This window comes from Arthrobacter sp. ISL-95, assembly GCF_018613695.1.
GTDB lineage: Bacteria > Actinomycetota > Actinomycetes > Actinomycetales > Micrococcaceae > Arthrobacter.
This window is the reverse complement of record NZ_JAGGPR010000005.1, coordinates 607200-624574: the sequence shown is the minus strand read 5'-3', so window position 1 is coordinate 624574 and position 17375 is coordinate 607200. Positions and strand designations below refer to the sequence as shown.

Below are 17375 nucleotides of genomic sequence, written 5' to 3'. Positions count from 1 at the left end.
CCCTCATGCCCTGCATACCGCATGTCCTCCTCCTCGCACCCACTTCACTGAAGGATTTTCCATGAGTCACCCGAGTTACCCACCCGCGCCCCAAAACGACGCCGGGGCAGGAGTTCCGCAGGTCCCCGCCGCCCCTTACGCCTATGGCGGCCAGTTCCAGGGTGGAGCGCAGCCGGGCTACCAACCCGGGCCCGATTCCGGCCCCTATGGGACCCAGGGCGGGGCAGTTCCAGCCAAGTCCTTCATGACCACCTGGATTCTTGCCCTGCTCCTGGGAGGCTTCGGTGTGGACCGTTTCTACCTGGGAAAGATCGGTACCGGAATCGCGAAGCTGCTCACAGCCGGCGGCCTCGGCATTTGGTCGATCGTGGACCTCATCATCACGCTGACGGGAAACGCCCGGGACAAACAAGGCCGGCCCCTGGCAGGCTACCCGGAGAACAAGAAGAAGGCATGGATCATCACTATCGTCGTCTGGTTCGCTGGCTTGATCGCCGGAATCGTGTCAACGGTACTGTCCTTGACCCTTGTTGCTGCTGCCGTCCAGCAGGGAGGAACCACACCGGTCGCGCCGCTCCCCTCTGCCAGCCAGGGGCCACTGCTGCCGTCCACAGGAACTGCCAGCGAAGCGAATTCCTTCACGGTAAATGTTGACGACAGCACCACAGTTAAGGTAGGCGTCGTCAATTCTCTGTACACCCAGGAGATCCCCTCCATGTCGTATATGAAGCCCGCCAATGGCGGTTTCCTTGTACTGGAAGTGTCCTGGGAGACGGTGACCGGGACCAGCTTCGCTGGATCAACGAACTTCGAGGCCTACGACGCTGACGGCAAGAAGGGAGAACCCCTGTTCCTTGAGGAAGGCCTGGGGAGCCTGCCCATGGGGACCGTTGCCGCGGGGGAGGTTCAGCAGGGAGTGATTGCGTTCGACATCAAGAATGGCCCCACCACCATCGTGATCGCGGATGTCTACGGCGAAGAAGCCGCAACTTTCACTGTGGCACCGCCGGCCGACCAGTAGCCGATCCGGACCTTGCACTGATACGGGAAAGAACCCGCCGCCCCCTAAGGGACGGCGGGTTCTTTCGTCAGGCATCCAAGACTATCGACCCATTTCGGGCTAACCTGATTTTCGTGTCACATCATCGGATAGCGCCCAACGTCGACGACTCATCAGACCAGCTCGCAGCGGCCCTTGCCGCCCTTAGAACAGAGCTGGAACTCCCTGGTGATTACCCCGCCGAAGCTGTGGAAGAAGCACGGCAAGCCGTGGAGTCCCTTGAGTTGCCGGGTCAAGACCTGCGGGACGTACCGTTCGTGACCATCGACCCTGCTACGTCCACTGATTTGGACCAAGCCCTGTTCATCGACCGCGCCGGTGAGGGCTACAAGGTCCTCTACGCAATCGCCGATGTTCCGTCCTTCGTGGCTCCCGGTGGCGCCCTGGACGCCGAAACGCGTCAACGCGGGCAGACCTTCTACGCTCCTGACGGGCGGATCCCGTTGCATCCGGAAGTCATCAGCGAAAACGCCGGCAGCCTCTTGGCCAACCAGGATTGCAGTGCTTTCGTGTGGCACTTTGACTTGGATGCCGAAGCTGAAGTGCAGACGGCCACGGTTGCCCGCGCCGCCGTTCGCAGCAGGGCCAAGCTGAGCTACAAGGGCGCCCAACAGCAGATCGACGACGATACGGCCCCGCCCGTTCTTCAGCTCCTAAAAGAAGTAGGGCTTAAACGTGTTGAACTGGAGCGGCAACGCGGCGGCGCAAGCCTGAACATGCCGGAACAGGAAATAGTCCAAGCAACTGACGGCGGCGGATACAGAATCGCTGCTGCACCGTCCCTCCCGGTTGAGGACTGGAACGCACAGATCTCCCTCATGACCGGAATGGCCGCGGCCCAGATGATGCTCGACGGAAAAGTGGGCATCCTGCGCACTATGCCCGCACCCGATGACCGGTCGCTGCTCCACTTCAAGCGCCAGACCTCGGCACTGGGCAAACCGTGGGACGGCCAAGTCACCTACGGCGAGTATCTGAGGACCCTGGACGCGTCCGATCCCAAACAGCTCGCCATCCTGCACTCTGCGGGCATGTTGTTCAGGGGTGCAGGTTACACACCCTTTGACGGTGAGGTGCCTGCAGAGGTGATCCAAGCAGCCATCGGGGCTCCGTATGCACACACCACCGCACCCCTGCGGCGCCTGATAGACCGCTTTGTCCTGGTGATCTGCGAAGCACTCAGCAACAACCACGACATCCCGCAGTGGGCCCGTGAAGCCCTCCCCTCGTTGCCGGAGATCATGGCCTCCTCAGACCAGTTGGCCGGACGTCTCGAGCGTGCCGCGCTGGACACTGTGGAAGCAGCCCTCGTGGCCAACCACATCGGCCAGGAATTTGACGCTGTAGTCATTTCCGGGTCGAAACCCTCCAACGGAAATTCCAGGGGAAACGGCAACGGCAATGGAAACGGCAACGTGCCCTTTGGCGTCATACAAATAGCAGACCCTGCGGTTAGAGCCCGGTGCGACGGAGAAATGGAGTCCGGAACCAAAGTCCGGGTGCGGCTGCTGAAGGCTGATATCGCCAGCCGGGAGATCAGGTTCGAGCTGCTGTCCTAATGCTGTTCATACGGCGATCCGGGCTTTCCGGCCCCCAGAGGATAGACTGGGCATGTAGTAATGGATGCCCGGTCGTTGATTCAGTTAATTTTTGAACTCAACAAGCCCGCCCCTACGCGATCTTGAGATGTACCAACTGGTCACCAGTGCCAGTACTTAGATAGCCCGCGATCGGCTTCCACTGGACTTGCTTGCGCGCCCGTTCGTGCTCCGGTACGGCTCCGCCGCCGCCGTTGAGCATGCAGCGCCAATGCCCAAATGAATAAGGAAACTCCCTGTGAGTGAATTGCATACCCACGAAGTCCTGACGGACTCCACCGGAACAGAATCCATCGAACCCGAGGAAACGATCATCTCGGATGAGACGCCCCACGAGATCGAAGAGAAGTCGTTCGCTGACTTCAACGTCCGCGCGGACATTGTCGAGTCCTTGGCTGACGCCGGAATCACGCACCCCTTCCCCATCCAGGCCATGACCCTGCCGGTAGCCTTGAGCGGCCACGACATCATTGGCCAGGCCAAAACGGGTACCGGAAAGACGCTGGGCTTCGGCATTCCTGCCCTGCAGCGCGTTGCCGGCCGGGATGACGCAGGCTACGCAAAGCTCGCCGTTCCGGGCGCCCCGCAGGCCCTGGTCATTGTGCCCACGCGTGAGCTTGCCGTCCAGGTTGCCAACGATCTCCAGACCGCTTCACGCAAGCGCAATGCCCGCATCGCCACGATCTATGGCGGCCGCGCCTATGAGCCCCAGGTTGATGCCCTGCAAAAGGGTGTTGAAATCGTCGTCGGAACGCCCGGCCGGCTCATCGATCTCTACAAGCAGAAGCACCTGAGCCTCAAGAACGTCAAAATGGTCATTCTTGACGAAGCCGACGAAATGCTGGACCTTGGCTTTCTCCCCGACGTCGAGACGCTGATTGCCGGGACCCCCGCCGTTCGGCAGACGCTCCTCTTCTCGGCAACGATGCCCGGCCCGGTCATCGCAATGGCTCGCCGCTATATGACGCAGCCCACCCATATCCGGGCAGCTGACCCGAATGATGAAGGGCTCACCAAGCGCGACATCCGGCAGCTGATCTACCGCGCACACAGCATGGACAAGACCGAGGTTGTGGCCCGCATCCTGCAGGCACGCGGACGTGGCCGTACCATCATCTTCACCAAGACCAAACGCACCGCTGCCAAGGTTGCCGAGGAACTCGTTGACCGCGGCTTCGCAGCCGCAGCCATTCACGGTGACCTCGGTCAGGGCGCACGGGAGCAGGCCCTCCGCGCATTCCGCAACAACAAGGTTGACGTCTTGGTGGCTACTGACGTCGCAGCCCGCGGCATCGACGTCGATGATGTCACCCACGTGATCAACTACCAGTGCGTGGAAGACGAAAAGATCTACCTGCACCGTGTTGGCCGTACCGGCCGCGCCGGCAACAAGGGCACTGCCGTTACGTTCGTTGACTGGGACGACATGCCTCGGTGGGGCCTGATCAACAAGGCCTTGGGACTCAGCGTTCCCGAGCCCGTTGAAACGTACTCCTCCTCGCCGCACCTGTACTCCGATCTCGACATCCCCGAGGGCACCAAGGGCCGCCTGCCGCGTAACAAGCGCGTCCTGGCAGGCGTGGACGCCGAGGTTCTGGAGGATCTGGGCGAGACCGGCAAGAAGAACGCACGCTCCGGCGGTTCAGGCCGCGATGGCGGCCGTGACAGCAAGCGCGACGGCGGTCGCGACGGCGGCCGTGGCCGCTCCGGCAGGTCCAGTGACACCGAGTCCACCGATTCCAAGGGCGAGGCTGGCCGCAACCGTACCCGCCGCCGTCGTACTTCTGAAGGCGAAGCAGCCCCCACCTCGGAAACCCGCACCGCCACAGCGGACAACGCAGAAAAGCCGGCACGTACGCGTCGGACCCGCACGCGTCGCCGCAACGGCGAAGTGGTATCCGGTGAGACAGCGGCTGCCCAGTCCGGCAGCACCGAGGCCTAAAAACCTCAATGACTGAATCTGTTTGGGCGCCGGACGGCGGCAACTTGGTGATGCACGCGGACAACGCGGAATTCCTCCCTACGCTGCCGGACGGCGCCTTCACACTCATCTACGTGGATCCGCCCTTCAACACGGGCCGGGTCCAACGCCGCCAGGAAACCCGCATGGTCCGCAACGCGGACGGCGACGGCGACCGGGTTGGCTTCAAGGGCCGCTCTTACGACACCATCAAGGGCGCTCTGCACAGCTACGACGACGCCTTCAGCGATTACTGGTCCTTCCTGGAACCCAAGCTCGTAGAGGCCTGGCGGCTGCTGGCCGACGACGGCACCCTGTACCTGCATTTGGATTACCGGGAAGTCCACTACGCCAAAGTAATGCTGGACTCCATCTTCGGCCGGGAGTGCTTCCTCAACGAGATCATCTGGGCCTACGACTACGGCGCCCGTGCCAAGAACCGTTGGCCTACCAAGCACGACAACATCCTGGTGTACGTCAAAAACCCCACCAAGTATCACTTCGACAACGCCGAAGTTGACCGGGAACCCTACATGGCTCCTGGCCTGGTGACGCCCGCCAAGCGCGAGCTCGGCAAACTGCCCACGGATGTCTGGTGGCACACCATTGTTTCGCCTACTGGACGTGAAAAAACCGGTTACCCCACCCAAAAGCCTGAAGGCCTGGTCCGGAGAATTGTTTCCGCATCAAGCCGGGAGGGCGATTGGTGCCTTGACTTCTTCGCAGGTTCAGGGACCCTCGGCGCCGTGGCGGCCAAACTGGGCCGTAAGTTTGTGTGCGTCGACCAGAATGAACAGGCCATCGACGTCATGCGGAAGAGGCTGGGCAGCACAGCGGATTTCCTCCAAAGCGGCCCTCTGCCGGACACCGCAATGGATCAGGCAGCACCCTTCACAAAGGCCTGAACGGCGTCCGCGATCATTTGAACGGCGATTGCTGACAGCAAAAGGCCGGCGATGCGGGTGACGAGTTCCACCCCGTTTTCACCGAGGACGCGCTGCACCACCCCGGCAAAACGCATCGCCAGATACAGCGATCCCAACACCACGGCAATGCCGAGGCCCACCGCCAGGTACTCAGCCAGCTGGCTGGATTGCTGCACAAACACCATGACGGCAACAATCGCGCCGGGCCCTGCCATGAGCGGCGTTCCCAGCGGAACAAATGCCACGTTCTTGTACTTGGCCGCATTCTCCTCCCCGCTGGTGGAGCCGGTCAGCAGCTGAAGTGCGATGAGCACCAAGAGCAGACCCCCGGCGCCCTGCAAGGCTGCCAGGGAGATGTGCATGTAGTTCAGGATGGACTGCCCGAAGATCGCAAACACCACGATCACGCCAGTGGCCACCAGAAGTGCTTGGAACGCGGAGCGGTTCCGGTCCCTGGCCGACATCTGCGCCGTCAACGACATGAAAATCGGCACGGTGCCCGGCGGATCCATGATCACGAACAACGTGACAATCACGGAGGCCAGCAGTTGCAGATCCATCAGCGGAGACCTTTCGCCGAAAGCCCGTGCTTCACCGAATGACCGTACTGCCCGTTGCCAGATCCTCGATCCGCGACAAGACCTCTGGCGAGGTAGTGTTTTCGCCCAGCAGGTTGGGCTTACCGGTCCCGTGGTAGTCCGAAGATCCTGTCATGAGCAACCCGTGTTCGGCGGCCAGGCCACGGAGGAACGTGCGGCCCTCCTCCGGGTTGTCCCGGTGTTCAACCTCAAGCCCCAACAGCCCGGCATCAATCATGTCCCGGTAGGTGCGCTCCCCCACGATCCGCCCCCTCGATGACGCCACAGGATGGGCGAAGACGGGAACGCCACCGGCTGCACGGACAAGCTCGACGGCGACCGCCGGGTTGGGTGCATAGTGCTGCACAAAGTACCGCGAATGTGACGTGAGGATTGAGGTGAAGGCCTCCGTACGATCCGCCACCACGCCGGCAGCCACCAAAGCATCGGCGATGTGCGGGCGGCCCACCGTAGCGCCGGGAGCAACATGGTGGATGACGTCGTCCCACGTCAACGGATAATCCTCGGACAGCAACGTGACCATATGCTCCGCACGGGTGAGCCGGGCATCCTTGGACTTGGTGATCTCCTCCAGCAGGCCGGCGTGGGAGGGATCGTGGAGATAACTCAACAAGTGGACGCTGATTCCTTGCTCCGTCCGGCAGGAGATCTCCATCCCGGGAACAAACGCAATGCCGTGTTCCCGGGCAGCCGCAGCGGCAGGCTCCCAGCCATCCGTGGAATCGTGATCGGTCAAAGCCACGGCGTCAAGACCGGCCGAGACGGCAGAGATAATCACCCCGGCCGGTGTCTCGGTTCCGTCGGAAACATTTGAGTGCGCATGCAGGTCTATCCTCACTTTCCCAGCCTATGGGATGCGGGCCCGCTTGGAGTGTTGCGCCGTTGGCCTCCTCAAGGAACTGGTGGGACGATGTAACGGTGAACGATGCCGAAAACACCCAAAACTCTGCCTCCCAGCCACTGCAAGAGCGTGTCAACAACCGCTCCCAGAGGCCCACGTCCGATGCCTTCAAGGCATTCATGGCCAGCAACTGGGCGCCCGCCCCGCAGGTGACCCCTGCACGTGACGCCGTCGCAGACCATGCCGCCCGCCGTCGTCGTACTATTTCCGAACAGTTCAAAGGCGAACGTCTGGTCATCCCCGCCGGTCCGCTGAAGGTCCGTTCCAACGACTGCGACTACCGATTCCGCCCCCACTCCGGTTTCGCCCACCTCACCGGTCTGGGCCTTGACCACGAGCCGGACGCCGTACTGATCCTTGAGCCCGTGGCTGAAGGAAAGGGCGACGACGGCGGTCACCACACCGCCACCCTCTACTTCCGTCCGCTGGCTGGCCGGGACACCGAGCAGTTCTACGCTGACTCGCGCGCCGGCGAGTTCTGGATCGGTGCGCGTCCCACGCTTGCCGAATTCGAAGCCCGCCTCGGCCTCCCCACCGCGCACATCTCCGAACTCGAAATGGCTATCACCAAGAATGTTGGCGCCCCGGAAATCGGAGGCATCTCCATTCGACTGGTCCGCAAGACGGATGAGAACATTGACGCCCTGGTGGACACCGCCCGCTACAACACCGCCAAGGACCCGGAGAACCTCGACCTCGGGGAACTCGACGCCCTGGATGAGAAGCTCAGCGAAGCCCTGTCCGAGCTGCGCCTGATCAAGGACGACTGGGAAATCGAGCAGATGAAGATCGCCGTGAGGGCAACCGTGGAAGGCTTCGCTGACGTGGTCCGGGCCCTCCCACGTGCGCTGACCCACAATCGCGGTGAGCGTGTAGTCGAAGGCGCGTTCTTTGCCCGTGCCCGCGAGGAAGGCAACGAACTCGGATACGACACCATTGCCGCGTCCGGCAACAACGCCACAGTTCTGCACTGGAACCGTAACTCCGGTACCGTCAACGCCGGCGAACTCCTCCTCCTCGATGCCGGTGTGGAAGCAGACTCCCTCTACACGGCCGACATCACGCGCACCCTTCCGGCCACGGGAACCTTCACTGATGTCCAGCGGAAGGTCTATGAGGCAGTACTCGACGCCGCCGATGCCGGTTTCGCTGCCGCGCAACCGGGCGTGAAATTCCGGGACATCCACACCGCAGCAACCACAGTCCTGGCCGAACGCCTGGCCGAATGGGGTTTGCTCCCCGTTTCCGTCGAGGAAGCCATCAGCCCTGAGGGCCAGCAGCACCGCCGTTGGATGCCGCACGGCACCAGCCACCACCTGGGCTTGGACGTCCACGACTGCGCGCAAGCGAAGCGTGAACTCTACCTCGATGGAGTCCTCACCGAAGGCATGATCTTCACGATCGAACCTGGCTTGTACTTCAAGAACGAAGACCTCGCCATCCCCGAGGAGTACCGCGGGATCGGCGTTCGCATCGAAGACGACATCCTCATGACCGCAGACGGCCCCGTCAACCTCAGCGCCGCGTTGCCGCGCAAGGCTGATGACGTCGAGTCCTGGATGGCCGGCATCTACCAGGATGCCCAAGGCTAAGCCCCGGCCGTTGGAGTAACGCCACAAACAAGGGAAGGCCACCGGAGATCCGGTGGCCTTCCCTTGTTGTCCTGTGGAAACTTGTGCTCTGCGGAAGCCTTTACTGCTTAGAGGAATCCTCGGAACTGGACTGCTGCCCGTCTTCCTGCGGCGCGTTCTGAGCGTGATTCTGTTCCGGGGACTGCGCGTCGGACACCCGGACACCGTACTGCGGACGGCCGTCCGGGAGATCGGGGTATCGGACAGCTGCCGGTGCGGGGGCCGGCGCGGGCTGGTTCACCGGGGCAGGGTTCTGGCCCTCCGGAGTGCTTGAGCCATTGGACTCGGGGCCACGCTGGCCATATGGATCGTTCCAGGTGGAAGGCCGCTCGGGGGCCTGGCCAGGCTGCTGGAACGGCGCATTCTGCTGGTTGTAGTTGGGGGCCTGCGGGCTGGCTGCCTGAGACGGGTTCATCGGCAACTGGTGGAGCAGTCGGCGGGCCTCGTGGGCTGCCTCCACGGCGACGATGACATCGTAGTTGGTGGCCACCACCTGGCTGGTCGAGGTGAAGTCGCGCTTTCCACGCTGCGTGGCATAGGTGACGATGCCGAACAGCATGAAGAAAGCCGCACCCATCAGAACTGAGGTGATGATGGAGAACGGTCCCCCGGCCGGAGTGAAGAAGGACAGCATGACGCCGACGAAGAGGCCGAACCACATGCCGCTCAGGGCACCGGACAATGCCACCCTGGGGTAGCTCAAGCGGCCGGTCACCCGCTCCACCATTTTGAGGTCATTGCCCACGATCGACACCAGCTGAACAGGGAACTGCTGGTCTGCCAGATAGTCCACCGCCTTCTGGGCATCCAAATACGAGGTGTACGAGCCTACGGTGTCCCCTTGGGGCACACTGCGGGACTCCTCAACGGCTTTGGGACCACCAAAAATGTTTGACATAGCCCCATTGTGTCCCATGGACATGTGTACCGGCTGGAATTCAGCTAAAAGAGGGCAGACTCGGTAGCCTGTAAATATGAGCACACATCCTTCACGCGTCTTCGTCGCGCGCTTGCTCGGCTTGGACGTCTTCGACCCCCTGGGCGATCGTCTTGGCCGATTGCGCGATGTTGTGGTGCTCTCCCGCGGCACCCGTGGAGCTCCCCATGTAGTGGGCATCGTGGTCGAAGTACCGGGCAAGAAGCGCGTCTTCGTTCCCATGACGCGCATTACCTCCATCGACCAGACGCAAATCATTTGCACCGGGTTGGTGAACCTGCGCCGCTTCGAGCAGCGCGGCGCCGAAACCCTGGTGGTGGCTGAGATGTTCGACCGCCGCGTGACGCTGGCCGATGGCAGTGGAGACGCCACGATCGAGGACATCGCCATGGACCAGCACAGGTCCAAGGATTGGTTCGTCAGCAAGTTGTTCGTCCGCCGTGGCCACTCCTTGTCGCCCTTTGGCAGGCTGCGCCGCAATGAGACCTTGATCATCGATTGGGCCGATGCCCAGACCGGCGCCCACAACGAGCCCCAGGCCGCCACACAGTTCGTTGCCACGCACGAAGACCTGAAGCCTGCCGACTTTGCTGAAGCGCTGCAGGAAATGAGTGACAAACGGCGTTTTGAAGTTGCCAGCGAGCTTCAGGATGAACGCCTCGCCGATGTCCTCCAGGAACTCCCGGAAGATGACCAGGTGGAGATCCTCTCCGCCCTTGACGTGGAACGCGCCGCTGACGTCCTGGAAGAGATGGATCCTGACGACGCCGCCGACCTCTTGGCCGAGCTTCCCTCTGCCCAGGCCGAAGAATTGCTTCAGCTCATGGAACCCCAGGAAGCCGAGGACGTCCGCCGCCTCCTCGAGTACGACGAAGACACCGCCGGTGGCCTCATGACTCCGGTCCCGGTCATTCTGCCGCCGGAAGCCACTGTGGCAGAAGCCCTTGCCCACGTCCGGCGCGAGGAACTCTCGCCAGCGCTGGCGTCATCCATTTTCATCGCCCGTCCACCATTGGAGACCCCCACCGGACGTTTCCTGGGCGTAGTGCATATACAGCAGCTCCTGCGCTTCCCCCCGCCGGAACCGCTCGGCAACCTCGTGGACAAAAACCTTGAGCCGCTCTCGGACCAGGCCCACATCTCCGAAGTAGCCCGGACCTTGGCGACCTACAACCTGAATTCACTTCCAGTCGTGGACGACGACGGCCGCCTCGTAGGGGCGGTGACTGTTGATGACGTGCTGGATCACCTGTTGCCGGATGACTGGCGCGCCCACGAGGACGACGCCCCTATAAGGAAACTTGGAGGCCGCATTGGCTGAGAACAACGCCGCCCGATCCGCCAAGTCAGCAGGACGCTCCAGCAGCAGCCTCGATACGCCCCTGAGCGGGCGCCAACGCATCCTGCCCAAGTTCTCCCCGAACCCGGACGCTTTCGGGAACGCCACCGAAGGCTTCGCCCGGTTCATGGGCACACCCACATTCCTGGTCTACATGACGGTGTTTTGTGTGTTCTGGCTTGCCTGGAACTCGTTCGCTCCCACGGACTGGCAGTTCGACCGCATGGAGTTGGGCTTCACCCTGCTGACGCTGATGTTGTCCCTGCAGGCTTCCTACGCGGCACCTCTCCTACTGCTGGCCCAAAACAGGCAGGACGACCGCGACCGGGTTTCGCTCCAGCAGGACCGTCAGCGTGCCGAACGCAACCTCTCCGACACCGAGTATCTGACCCGGGAATTGGCCTCGCTCCGTATCGCCCTGCGGGAAGTAGCAACCCGTGACTACGTGCGGACCGAACTCCGAAGCCTGCTTGAAGACATCATCGATGCCCAAGAGGAGCTTCGCGAAAACGAAGGCGCCGCTGATGGTACGGAAACACCGGGCGAGAAGGTCAAGGAGAAATTGAAGGAAAAGCGCGACAAATCGCGTGGACCCCGCACCCAGCAGATACCGAAGGTCCGCCAGCCGCGGGCCGCTGGTCCACAACATTCAACGGCCATAACCTCGCCCGAAAACCCCGAAAGCCGAGCCTGACCACATGAGTACCGCATCGGCCGAGGCGCTCCATGCTGCCTTGGCAACCGTCATTGATCCCGAGCTCCGGCGCCCCATTACGGAACTTGGGATGGTGGAATCTGTCTCTGCCGATGATGACGGCGCCGTCCATGTTGCTGTTTTGCTGACCATCGCCGGGTGTCCCCTGCGCGAAACCATTACCAAGGACGCTACCGACGCTCTCGTCCGCGTGGATGGCGTCACCGGCGTGGACGTGGAACTGAAGGTCATGAGTCAAGCCCAGCGCGAGGCCCTCAAGGAACAGCTCCGCGGGCCTGGTGGACAACGCGGCATACCCTTCACCAAACCTGATTCCCTGACCAAGGTGTATGCCGTAGCCAGCGGAAAGGGCGGTGTGGGCAAGTCCTCCGTCACCGTAAATCTGGCCTGCGCTCTGGCGGCCCGGGGCCTCCGAGTGGGGATCGTAGACGCGGACGTGCACGGCTTTTCCGTACCTGCACTGATGGGGATTACCCAAAAGCCCACCCAGGTGGACGACATGATCCTTCCGCCCGTAGCCTACGGCGTGAAGGTCATCTCCATCGGCATGTTCGTGGCCGGCAACCAGCCCGTGGCATGGCGTGGTCCCATGCTCCACAGGGCCCTTGAACAGTTCCTTACCGATGTGTACTTCGGCGATCTCGACGCTCTCTTCCTGGACCTGCCTCCCGGCACCGGGGATATCGCGATCTCCGTGGCACAGCTTCTGCCCAACGCAGAAATTCTGGTGGTCACCACACCGCAGGCAGCAGCGGCGGATGTGGCTGAACGAGCCGGTACCATCGCCACCCAGACAGGTCAGAAGGTTGCCGGCGTCATTGAGAACATGTCCTATTTGGAAATGCCCGACGGCGCGCACATGGAATTGTTCGGAAGTGGCGGGGGTGCCATCCTGGCTGAGCGGTTAACCACTGCCGTGGGCACCGACGTTCCGCTCCTCGGCCAGATTCCGTTGGACATCCGGTTACGGGAGGGCGGCGACGCCGGGAACCCCGTGGTTTTGGCAGCGCCTGAAACGGCTGCGGCGAAGGCGCTGGAGGGTATTGCTGCTTCCTTGGCCACCCGGCCGCGCGGGCTGTCCGGCATGCCCCTGGGAATCCAGCCGCGCTGAACCGGCATTAAAGGGCCTGCCGGCTACTTCAGCTCAGGTTGCTTCGGAATCGAAGGGGGCAGCTTCGCCCTCGGCTAGTCGCTCAATCACCCGCACCGGGGTCTTGGGTTTAGTATCCACTGCTGCGGCAGCAGCAGTGGGGGCTCCGGCACTGACAGGTTTGTCGTCATCAAGAAGAGCATCCTTGATGATGCGCCGGGGATCATACTGACGGGGATCGTATTTCTTCCAGTCGACCTCATCGATGTCGATGCCGACTTCTTCTTTGATCTGCTCGCGGGCGCCGGATGCCATCCGCCGCACTTCCTTGACCAGATTGGCGAGCTTTTGAGTGTATTCGGGCAAACGGCTGGGACCGATGACGAGTACGCCGATAATCAGAAGGAGTATGAACTCCGGGCCGTTGATTCCAAGCACGTTACGAAGATTACCTTGTCTCTGGTGCCGCTCCTAAACCGGCGGGACGGAGTAGGGTCTGGAGGCCGCGCAGCACCCTTTTGTACCATGCCTCACGATCTTCGGGGGCCGGAGTCATGGACATGGACTCCCCCGCGCGGACGATTTCAGGGACAGCATCGTCCGCAGTGTCGGCCGGGAGGTCGGAGGCATAGCTGATGACGGCTGCAGGCATGGTGTAGACAGCCTTCCACGGGGTTCCCTGTGTGACGGAGAGTTGCGCAGAAGTAGATCGCCCGGGTTTGGATTCATTCGCAGGCAAGTGTTCCTCCACGATGGTGGCATAGTGGCCGTTGTTTTCGAGCTTGATCTCTACAGCCGGGTTGCCACTGGGCTTGGTGGCTTGGGCGGATACTACGTGGAAGCCCATTGCTGACAGTTCAGGGCACGCCCAGCCTTCTGCCCGCAGTGACTCCAGCTGCCCGGGGCTCAAACTGATCGTTGTCCCGGCCCGGAACGCAGGTCCCACCATGGCCTCTGCGGGGCTGCCGGTCCAGGCTCCGGCAAGCGCGCCGGCGTCGCTTGTTCCCGCGAGGACTTGTGGCTCCGCATCGCCGGCGATCACGTAGGCAGACACAGCCAAGGCCCCTGCACTGACCGCCAAGGTGCCCATAGCGATGCCCGCGACACGAAGGCCCCGGAACCTACGGTACGGATATTGCAGTGGTGTGTATTGCGGCGTTGAGCCGGACTGCCCCGGCTCGTTGGCCAGGCGTTCTGTGTGCTGAATCAAGCGCGCGGCAAGATCCTGGCTGGCTTCGGGTACGGCCGATCCGCGGAGGCGCTCAAGGTACTGCTGTTCGCGGCGGAGGGCTGTTCGGCATTCAGCGCAGTGCTGCAGGTGTTCCGGACTGCGTGTATGGCGCAGCGCAGCCAAGGTGCGCCGGGACAGGGCTCCCGGGCGAAGGGGACGTCGAGGCATCGACAACCTAAAGAATGCTGGCGATGCGGGGCATCTTCAACCGCGGCTTGCGCGCCTCTGCCGGACGGGGATCGCGGTGGGCAAGTTTCTCGCGGAGCATGGTCCGCCCGCGGTGGATACGGGACCTGACGGTTCCCAGTTTCACGCCAAGCGCTTCGGCGACTTCATCATAGGAAAGACCTTCGAGATCGCACAGCACGACGGCGGCGCGGAAGTCCGGCGGCAGTTCTTCCAACGCCCGCTGGACATCGAGGTCAAGGTTGTTGTGCTCGAAGCTCTGCTCTGGTCCCGGTTCACGGCCTGGCAAGCGGGATTCGGCATCTTCTGCGAGCGCATCGAAGCGGATCCTGCTCCTGCGTCGCGCGCCGTCCAGGAACAGGTTGGTGGTGATGCGGTGCAACCAGCCATCCAAGGTTCCCGGCTTGAAGTTTTCCAGGGAACGGAACACCCTGACGAAAACTTCCTGGGTGAGGTCCTCGGCGTCGAACTTGTTGCCGGTCAGGCGATAGGCGAGGCGATATACCTTGGCGGAGTGGTTTGAAACCACTTCCTCCCAGCTGGGCATAACCCAATCAGTAACGGCCTCAAGGCTTTCCGATGTTTGGACTGGCGCAGCATGCGATGCCGGCATCGTCCACTCCCCTCAAACTGTGGTTCACCGAATGTTCAGTGCCGCCCACCTCATGGATGACCGGAGCATTATCATCCCAAGTTTGTCTGGGAATTTCCTGACTGGCCGGCAATTTCTCCGCACGGCTGAAAACGGTGGTGGACACAGCCCGGGGAGCCCCTCTGCAGCGGGTTTACGAGTGCGGACACAGTAGTCTTGGTACAAACACCCCTACCCGCGGAAAGCGAACCCCTTCATGAGTGCCGACAAGTCAAGCAGCTGGTCCTACGCAGAAGATCTGCCGGCTGAGGATGACGTGTTGTTGCGCGCCCGTGAGCGTTCCTTTGAACTGGGTGTTACGCCCATCAGTCCTGGTGTGGGCGCTGTGCTGACAGTGCTCGCTGCCGCTTCCAAAGCGCAGACAGTAGTGGAAGTGGGCTCCGGCGCGGGAGTGTCCGGGGTTTGCTTGTTGCGTGGACTGAGCCCCCAAGCTGTGCTGACCACCATCGACGTGGACGTCGAACACCTCAAGGCCGCCAGGGAGGCATTCCTGGAGTCCGGCAGCCCGGCCAACCGCACCCGCACCATTTCAGGCCGTGCAGCTGATGTGTTGCCACGCCTGACCGACTCCGCATACGACCTCGTGTTCATCGACGCCGACAAGCCAAACTTCCCCAAGTATGTGGAACAGGCAATCCGCCTCCTCAAATCCGGCGGCACCCTGGTGATCAACGATGCTTTGGACAAGGACCGCGTCGCAAACCCGGCTGCTCGGGAGGCAACTACCGTGGTTTTGCGTCAGATTGTGAAGTCCATCCGCGACGACGAACGGTTGGCGTCGGCAATGCTGCCGACGGGCGATGGACTTCTGGTGGCCGTCAAGCGGTAGGCCACCGTTCGGCAGCAAGAAAACAGCTTAAACAGCAGCAGGGCTCCGGCATGCCGGGCCCTGCTGCTGTAAATCTGTTCAAACGCCTATTCAGTTACGCCTACGAGGCATTCCTTGAGGTTGGCCGCTTCCGCAGCGTTGAGCTCGACAACGAGTCGTCCTCCGCCTTCGAGCGGCACACGCATAATCAAGCTGCGTCCCTCTTTGGTAACTTCCATAGGGCCGTCGCCGGTACGTGGTTTCATAGCCGCCATTAGGAAAATCCCCTCCATTTGTCCCAAGTCACGCCAACCCGGCCGGGCTGGTTCCGCGTCGCAATTGCAGCCGGCGGCACCGCTTGGGAGGCCGCCTTGGCCGGGCACTTTTCGGTGCTTTGTCCTTGCTCTTGCTCCATTATCCCGTAATTACCCGTCCGTAGCGAATCAAACCCGCATTTGTCCGGACTTTGTACATACTCCCCCGGCGCGGCAAACGTCCACGTCAGGGCGGATAGTCCCCGCCGCCGGGAAGCGGAGCCCACGCCCACAGCCACACCACCCAGACGATCTGGAGGAGGAAGAACATCACCACAATGCTCCCCCGGTACGCTTTGGATTTGGAGAGCACCGCCACAGCCAAAGCCAGTGGGAAAAGTGGCAGCAGCATTCTGAAGGTACTGGTCTGGGGATGAAGGAAAACCAGCAGGTAGCCCACGTAGCAAGCGCACCAAAGCCGTAACTCAGTTCCTAATGCCCTGACCGGCTTGGACATCATGACCAGTACAAAAAGTGCTGTGAAAACGAACGGGGCCAGCACACCCAGTACGGGACCAAACAGCATACGGCCCGTATCAAACCACGGCTTGAAAGGCACAAGATCATGCCCCCGCCATGCTGTTTCAGTCCGCGTGTAGGCAGTGATTTCCCCGGTAGTTGCCCAAGCAATGGCAGGCCACGCGAGCGCTCCGATGCCCGCCGCGAGCACCAGTGCCCCCAGCGACAACAAACTACGCACCGACCCTGGCTCATGGTTGTCTGCTGAACTGGCGACCTGCAGTGTGGTGGACGGCCGGAACCGCTGCCACAAGCGCCACAGCAACAACAACCCGACCATGGCTGCGAAGGGGACTCCCGTGGGCCTGGACAGACACATGAGAAGCACCACCGGTATGGCGGACAGATATCGACGCCGGACCACCAGCAACAACGAACCGGACAACAACAAGAGATTCAGTGACTCGGCGTACGGGACCTGGAGGATCGGGGACACAGGAAAAGTAGAGACGAAGACAACGCCCCACAGCGCGGCACGCTTGCCAGCGAACTCGCGAAAGAGCTTGTAGATCACCAAGGCCGCGCCGACGCCTGCCAGAGTCGCAATAGTGGTCAGGGCGGGCAGGGTTCCTATCCCGGTGACTGCAGAGAGTCCCCGGGCCAGGAAGGGGAAGAGCGCATAGAACGCCCAGGCGTTTTGCTGGACGACGCCGTTCGCGTCCACGGGCAGGACCGCTGGGTAGCCCTTCTCGGCGGCGTCCTGATACCAGCGTCCATCCCAGATAGTGATGAAGTTCCAATAATCCGGAGCGGGCGGGAACCAAGGGTTCGTTCCTTGATGAATAGCGGCCGCCATGAAGATACAGGCGCTGACCAGCCGGGCCGTGACAAAGATCAGGCTAACCTGAAGCCACCAAGGCCATCCGGCCATCTTTGCCGCCGCGATGGATAGCCCTCGGGAAAGCCGGT

At 62.0% G+C, this 17375-nt stretch carries 17 protein-coding genes; 9 read left to right on the top strand and 8 right to left on the bottom strand.

Going from position 1 to position 17375, the window contains the following annotated elements; genetic code table 11:
- Nucleotides 1–61 precede the first annotated feature (61 nt).
- The 4 genes from J7I86_RS09140 to J7I86_RS09125 all read left to right on the top strand — a co-directional run bounded on the left by J7I86_RS09140 (nucleotide 62) and on the right by J7I86_RS09125 (nucleotide 5523).
- A complete protein-coding gene (locus tag J7I86_RS09140; protein WP_214819110.1) occupies nucleotides 62–1021 on the top strand; it encodes a TM2 domain-containing protein in 960 nt (319 codons plus the stop codon).
- Between the two features lie 113 nt (nucleotides 1022–1134).
- Nucleotides 1135–2619, top strand: a complete 1485-nt coding sequence (locus J7I86_RS09135; protein WP_214819109.1) for an RNB domain-containing ribonuclease — start codon at nucleotides 1135–1137, stop codon at nucleotides 2617–2619.
- 277 nt (nucleotides 2620–2896) lie between these two features.
- Nucleotides 2897–4600, top strand: a complete 1704-nt coding sequence (locus J7I86_RS09130; RefSeq protein ID WP_214819108.1) for a DEAD/DEAH box helicase — start codon at nucleotides 2897–2899, stop codon at nucleotides 4598–4600.
- An 8-nt stretch (nucleotides 4601–4608) separates the two neighbouring features.
- The gene (locus J7I86_RS09125) at nucleotides 4609–5523 is read left to right on the top strand and encodes a site-specific DNA-methyltransferase (protein WP_214819107.1); all 915 of its coding nucleotides are present in this window, start codon (nucleotides 4609–4611) and stop codon (nucleotides 5521–5523) included.
- Here J7I86_RS09125 and J7I86_RS09120 read toward each other — a convergent pair.
- Nucleotides 5496–6104, bottom strand: coding sequence for a MarC family protein (locus J7I86_RS09120; RefSeq protein ID WP_214819106.1), 609 nt, complete (start codon nucleotides 6102–6104; stop codon nucleotides 5496–5498). The genes J7I86_RS09125 and J7I86_RS09120 overlap by 28 nt on opposite strands.
- 31 nt (nucleotides 6105–6135) lie before the next feature.
- Nucleotides 6136–6981, bottom strand: coding sequence for a PHP domain-containing protein (locus tag J7I86_RS09115; RefSeq protein WP_214819105.1), 846 nt, complete (start codon nucleotides 6979–6981; stop codon nucleotides 6136–6138).
- Nucleotides 6982–7061: 80 nt separating this feature from the next.
- Between J7I86_RS09115 and J7I86_RS09110 the strand changes: the two genes are divergently transcribed.
- Entirely contained in the window at nucleotides 7062–8636 is a 1575-nt protein-coding gene (locus tag J7I86_RS09110; RefSeq protein WP_214819104.1) for an aminopeptidase P family protein, read from the top strand.
- A gap of 100 nt (nucleotides 8637–8736) precedes the next feature.
- Here the strand turns inward: J7I86_RS09110 and J7I86_RS09105 are convergent, their stop codons facing one another.
- Nucleotides 8737–9573: a general stress protein gene (locus tag J7I86_RS09105; protein ID WP_214819103.1), complete on the bottom strand. Its 837-nt coding sequence runs from the start codon at nucleotides 9571–9573 to the stop codon at nucleotides 8737–8739.
- Between the two features lie 76 nt (nucleotides 9574–9649).
- Here J7I86_RS09105 and J7I86_RS09100 point away from each other — a divergent pair, with 76 nt between their 5' ends.
- The 3 genes from J7I86_RS09100 to J7I86_RS09090 are packed head-to-tail and all read left to right on the top strand — an operon-like array spanning nucleotide 9650 to nucleotide 12777.
- Nucleotides 9650–10933: a magnesium transporter MgtE N-terminal domain-containing protein gene (locus J7I86_RS09100; protein WP_011775428.1), complete on the top strand. Its 1284-nt coding sequence runs from the start codon at nucleotides 9650–9652 to the stop codon at nucleotides 10931–10933.
- Nucleotides 10914–11645 carry a DUF1003 domain-containing protein gene (locus J7I86_RS09095; protein ID WP_214819102.1) on the top strand — a complete coding sequence of 244 codons (732 nt, stop codon included), beginning with the start codon at nucleotides 10914–10916 and terminating at the stop codon, nucleotides 11643–11645. The genes J7I86_RS09100 and J7I86_RS09095 overlap by 20 nt, the downstream gene beginning before the upstream one ends.
- 4 nt (nucleotides 11646–11649) lie before the next feature.
- A complete protein-coding gene (locus J7I86_RS09090) occupies nucleotides 11650–12777 on the top strand; it encodes an Mrp/NBP35 family ATP-binding protein (protein WP_214819101.1) in 1128 nt (375 codons plus the stop codon).
- Nucleotides 12778–12810: 33 nt separating this feature from the next.
- Here J7I86_RS09090 and J7I86_RS09085 read toward each other — a convergent pair whose 3' ends face one another.
- The 3 genes from J7I86_RS09085 to sigE are packed head-to-tail and all read right to left on the bottom strand — an operon-like array spanning nucleotide 12811 to nucleotide 14786.
- Entirely contained in the window at nucleotides 12811–13194 is a 384-nt protein-coding gene (locus tag J7I86_RS09085) for a Sec-independent protein translocase TatB (protein ID WP_214819100.1), read from the bottom strand.
- A 10-nt stretch (nucleotides 13195–13204) separates the two neighbouring features.
- Nucleotides 13205–14155 (bottom strand): hypothetical protein, encoded by a 951-nt coding sequence (locus J7I86_RS09080; protein ID WP_286179494.1) that lies wholly within the window; start codon nucleotides 14153–14155, stop codon nucleotides 13205–13207.
- Between the two features lie 7 nt (nucleotides 14156–14162).
- Nucleotides 14163–14786: an RNA polymerase sigma factor SigE gene (gene sigE / locus J7I86_RS09075; protein ID WP_024817449.1), complete on the bottom strand. Its 624-nt coding sequence runs from the start codon at nucleotides 14784–14786 to the stop codon at nucleotides 14163–14165.
- A gap of 235 nt (nucleotides 14787–15021) precedes the next feature.
- Here sigE and J7I86_RS09070 point away from each other — a divergent pair, with 235 nt between their 5' ends.
- Entirely contained in the window at nucleotides 15022–15654 is a 633-nt protein-coding gene (locus tag J7I86_RS09070) for an O-methyltransferase (RefSeq protein WP_214819099.1), read from the top strand.
- 86 nt (nucleotides 15655–15740) lie between these two features.
- Here J7I86_RS09070 and J7I86_RS09065 read toward each other — a convergent pair whose 3' ends face one another.
- Both J7I86_RS09065 and J7I86_RS09060 read right to left on the bottom strand, forming a co-directional pair.
- Nucleotides 15741–15908: a DUF3117 domain-containing protein gene (locus J7I86_RS09065; protein WP_009357720.1), complete on the bottom strand. Its 168-nt coding sequence runs from the start codon at nucleotides 15906–15908 to the stop codon at nucleotides 15741–15743.
- 226 nt (nucleotides 15909–16134) lie between these two features.
- On the bottom strand, nucleotides 16135–17337 hold the full coding sequence (locus J7I86_RS09060) for a hypothetical protein (RefSeq protein WP_214819629.1): 1203 nt from the start codon (nucleotides 17335–17337) through the stop codon (nucleotides 16135–16137).
- Nucleotides 17338–17375 lie beyond the last annotated feature (38 nt).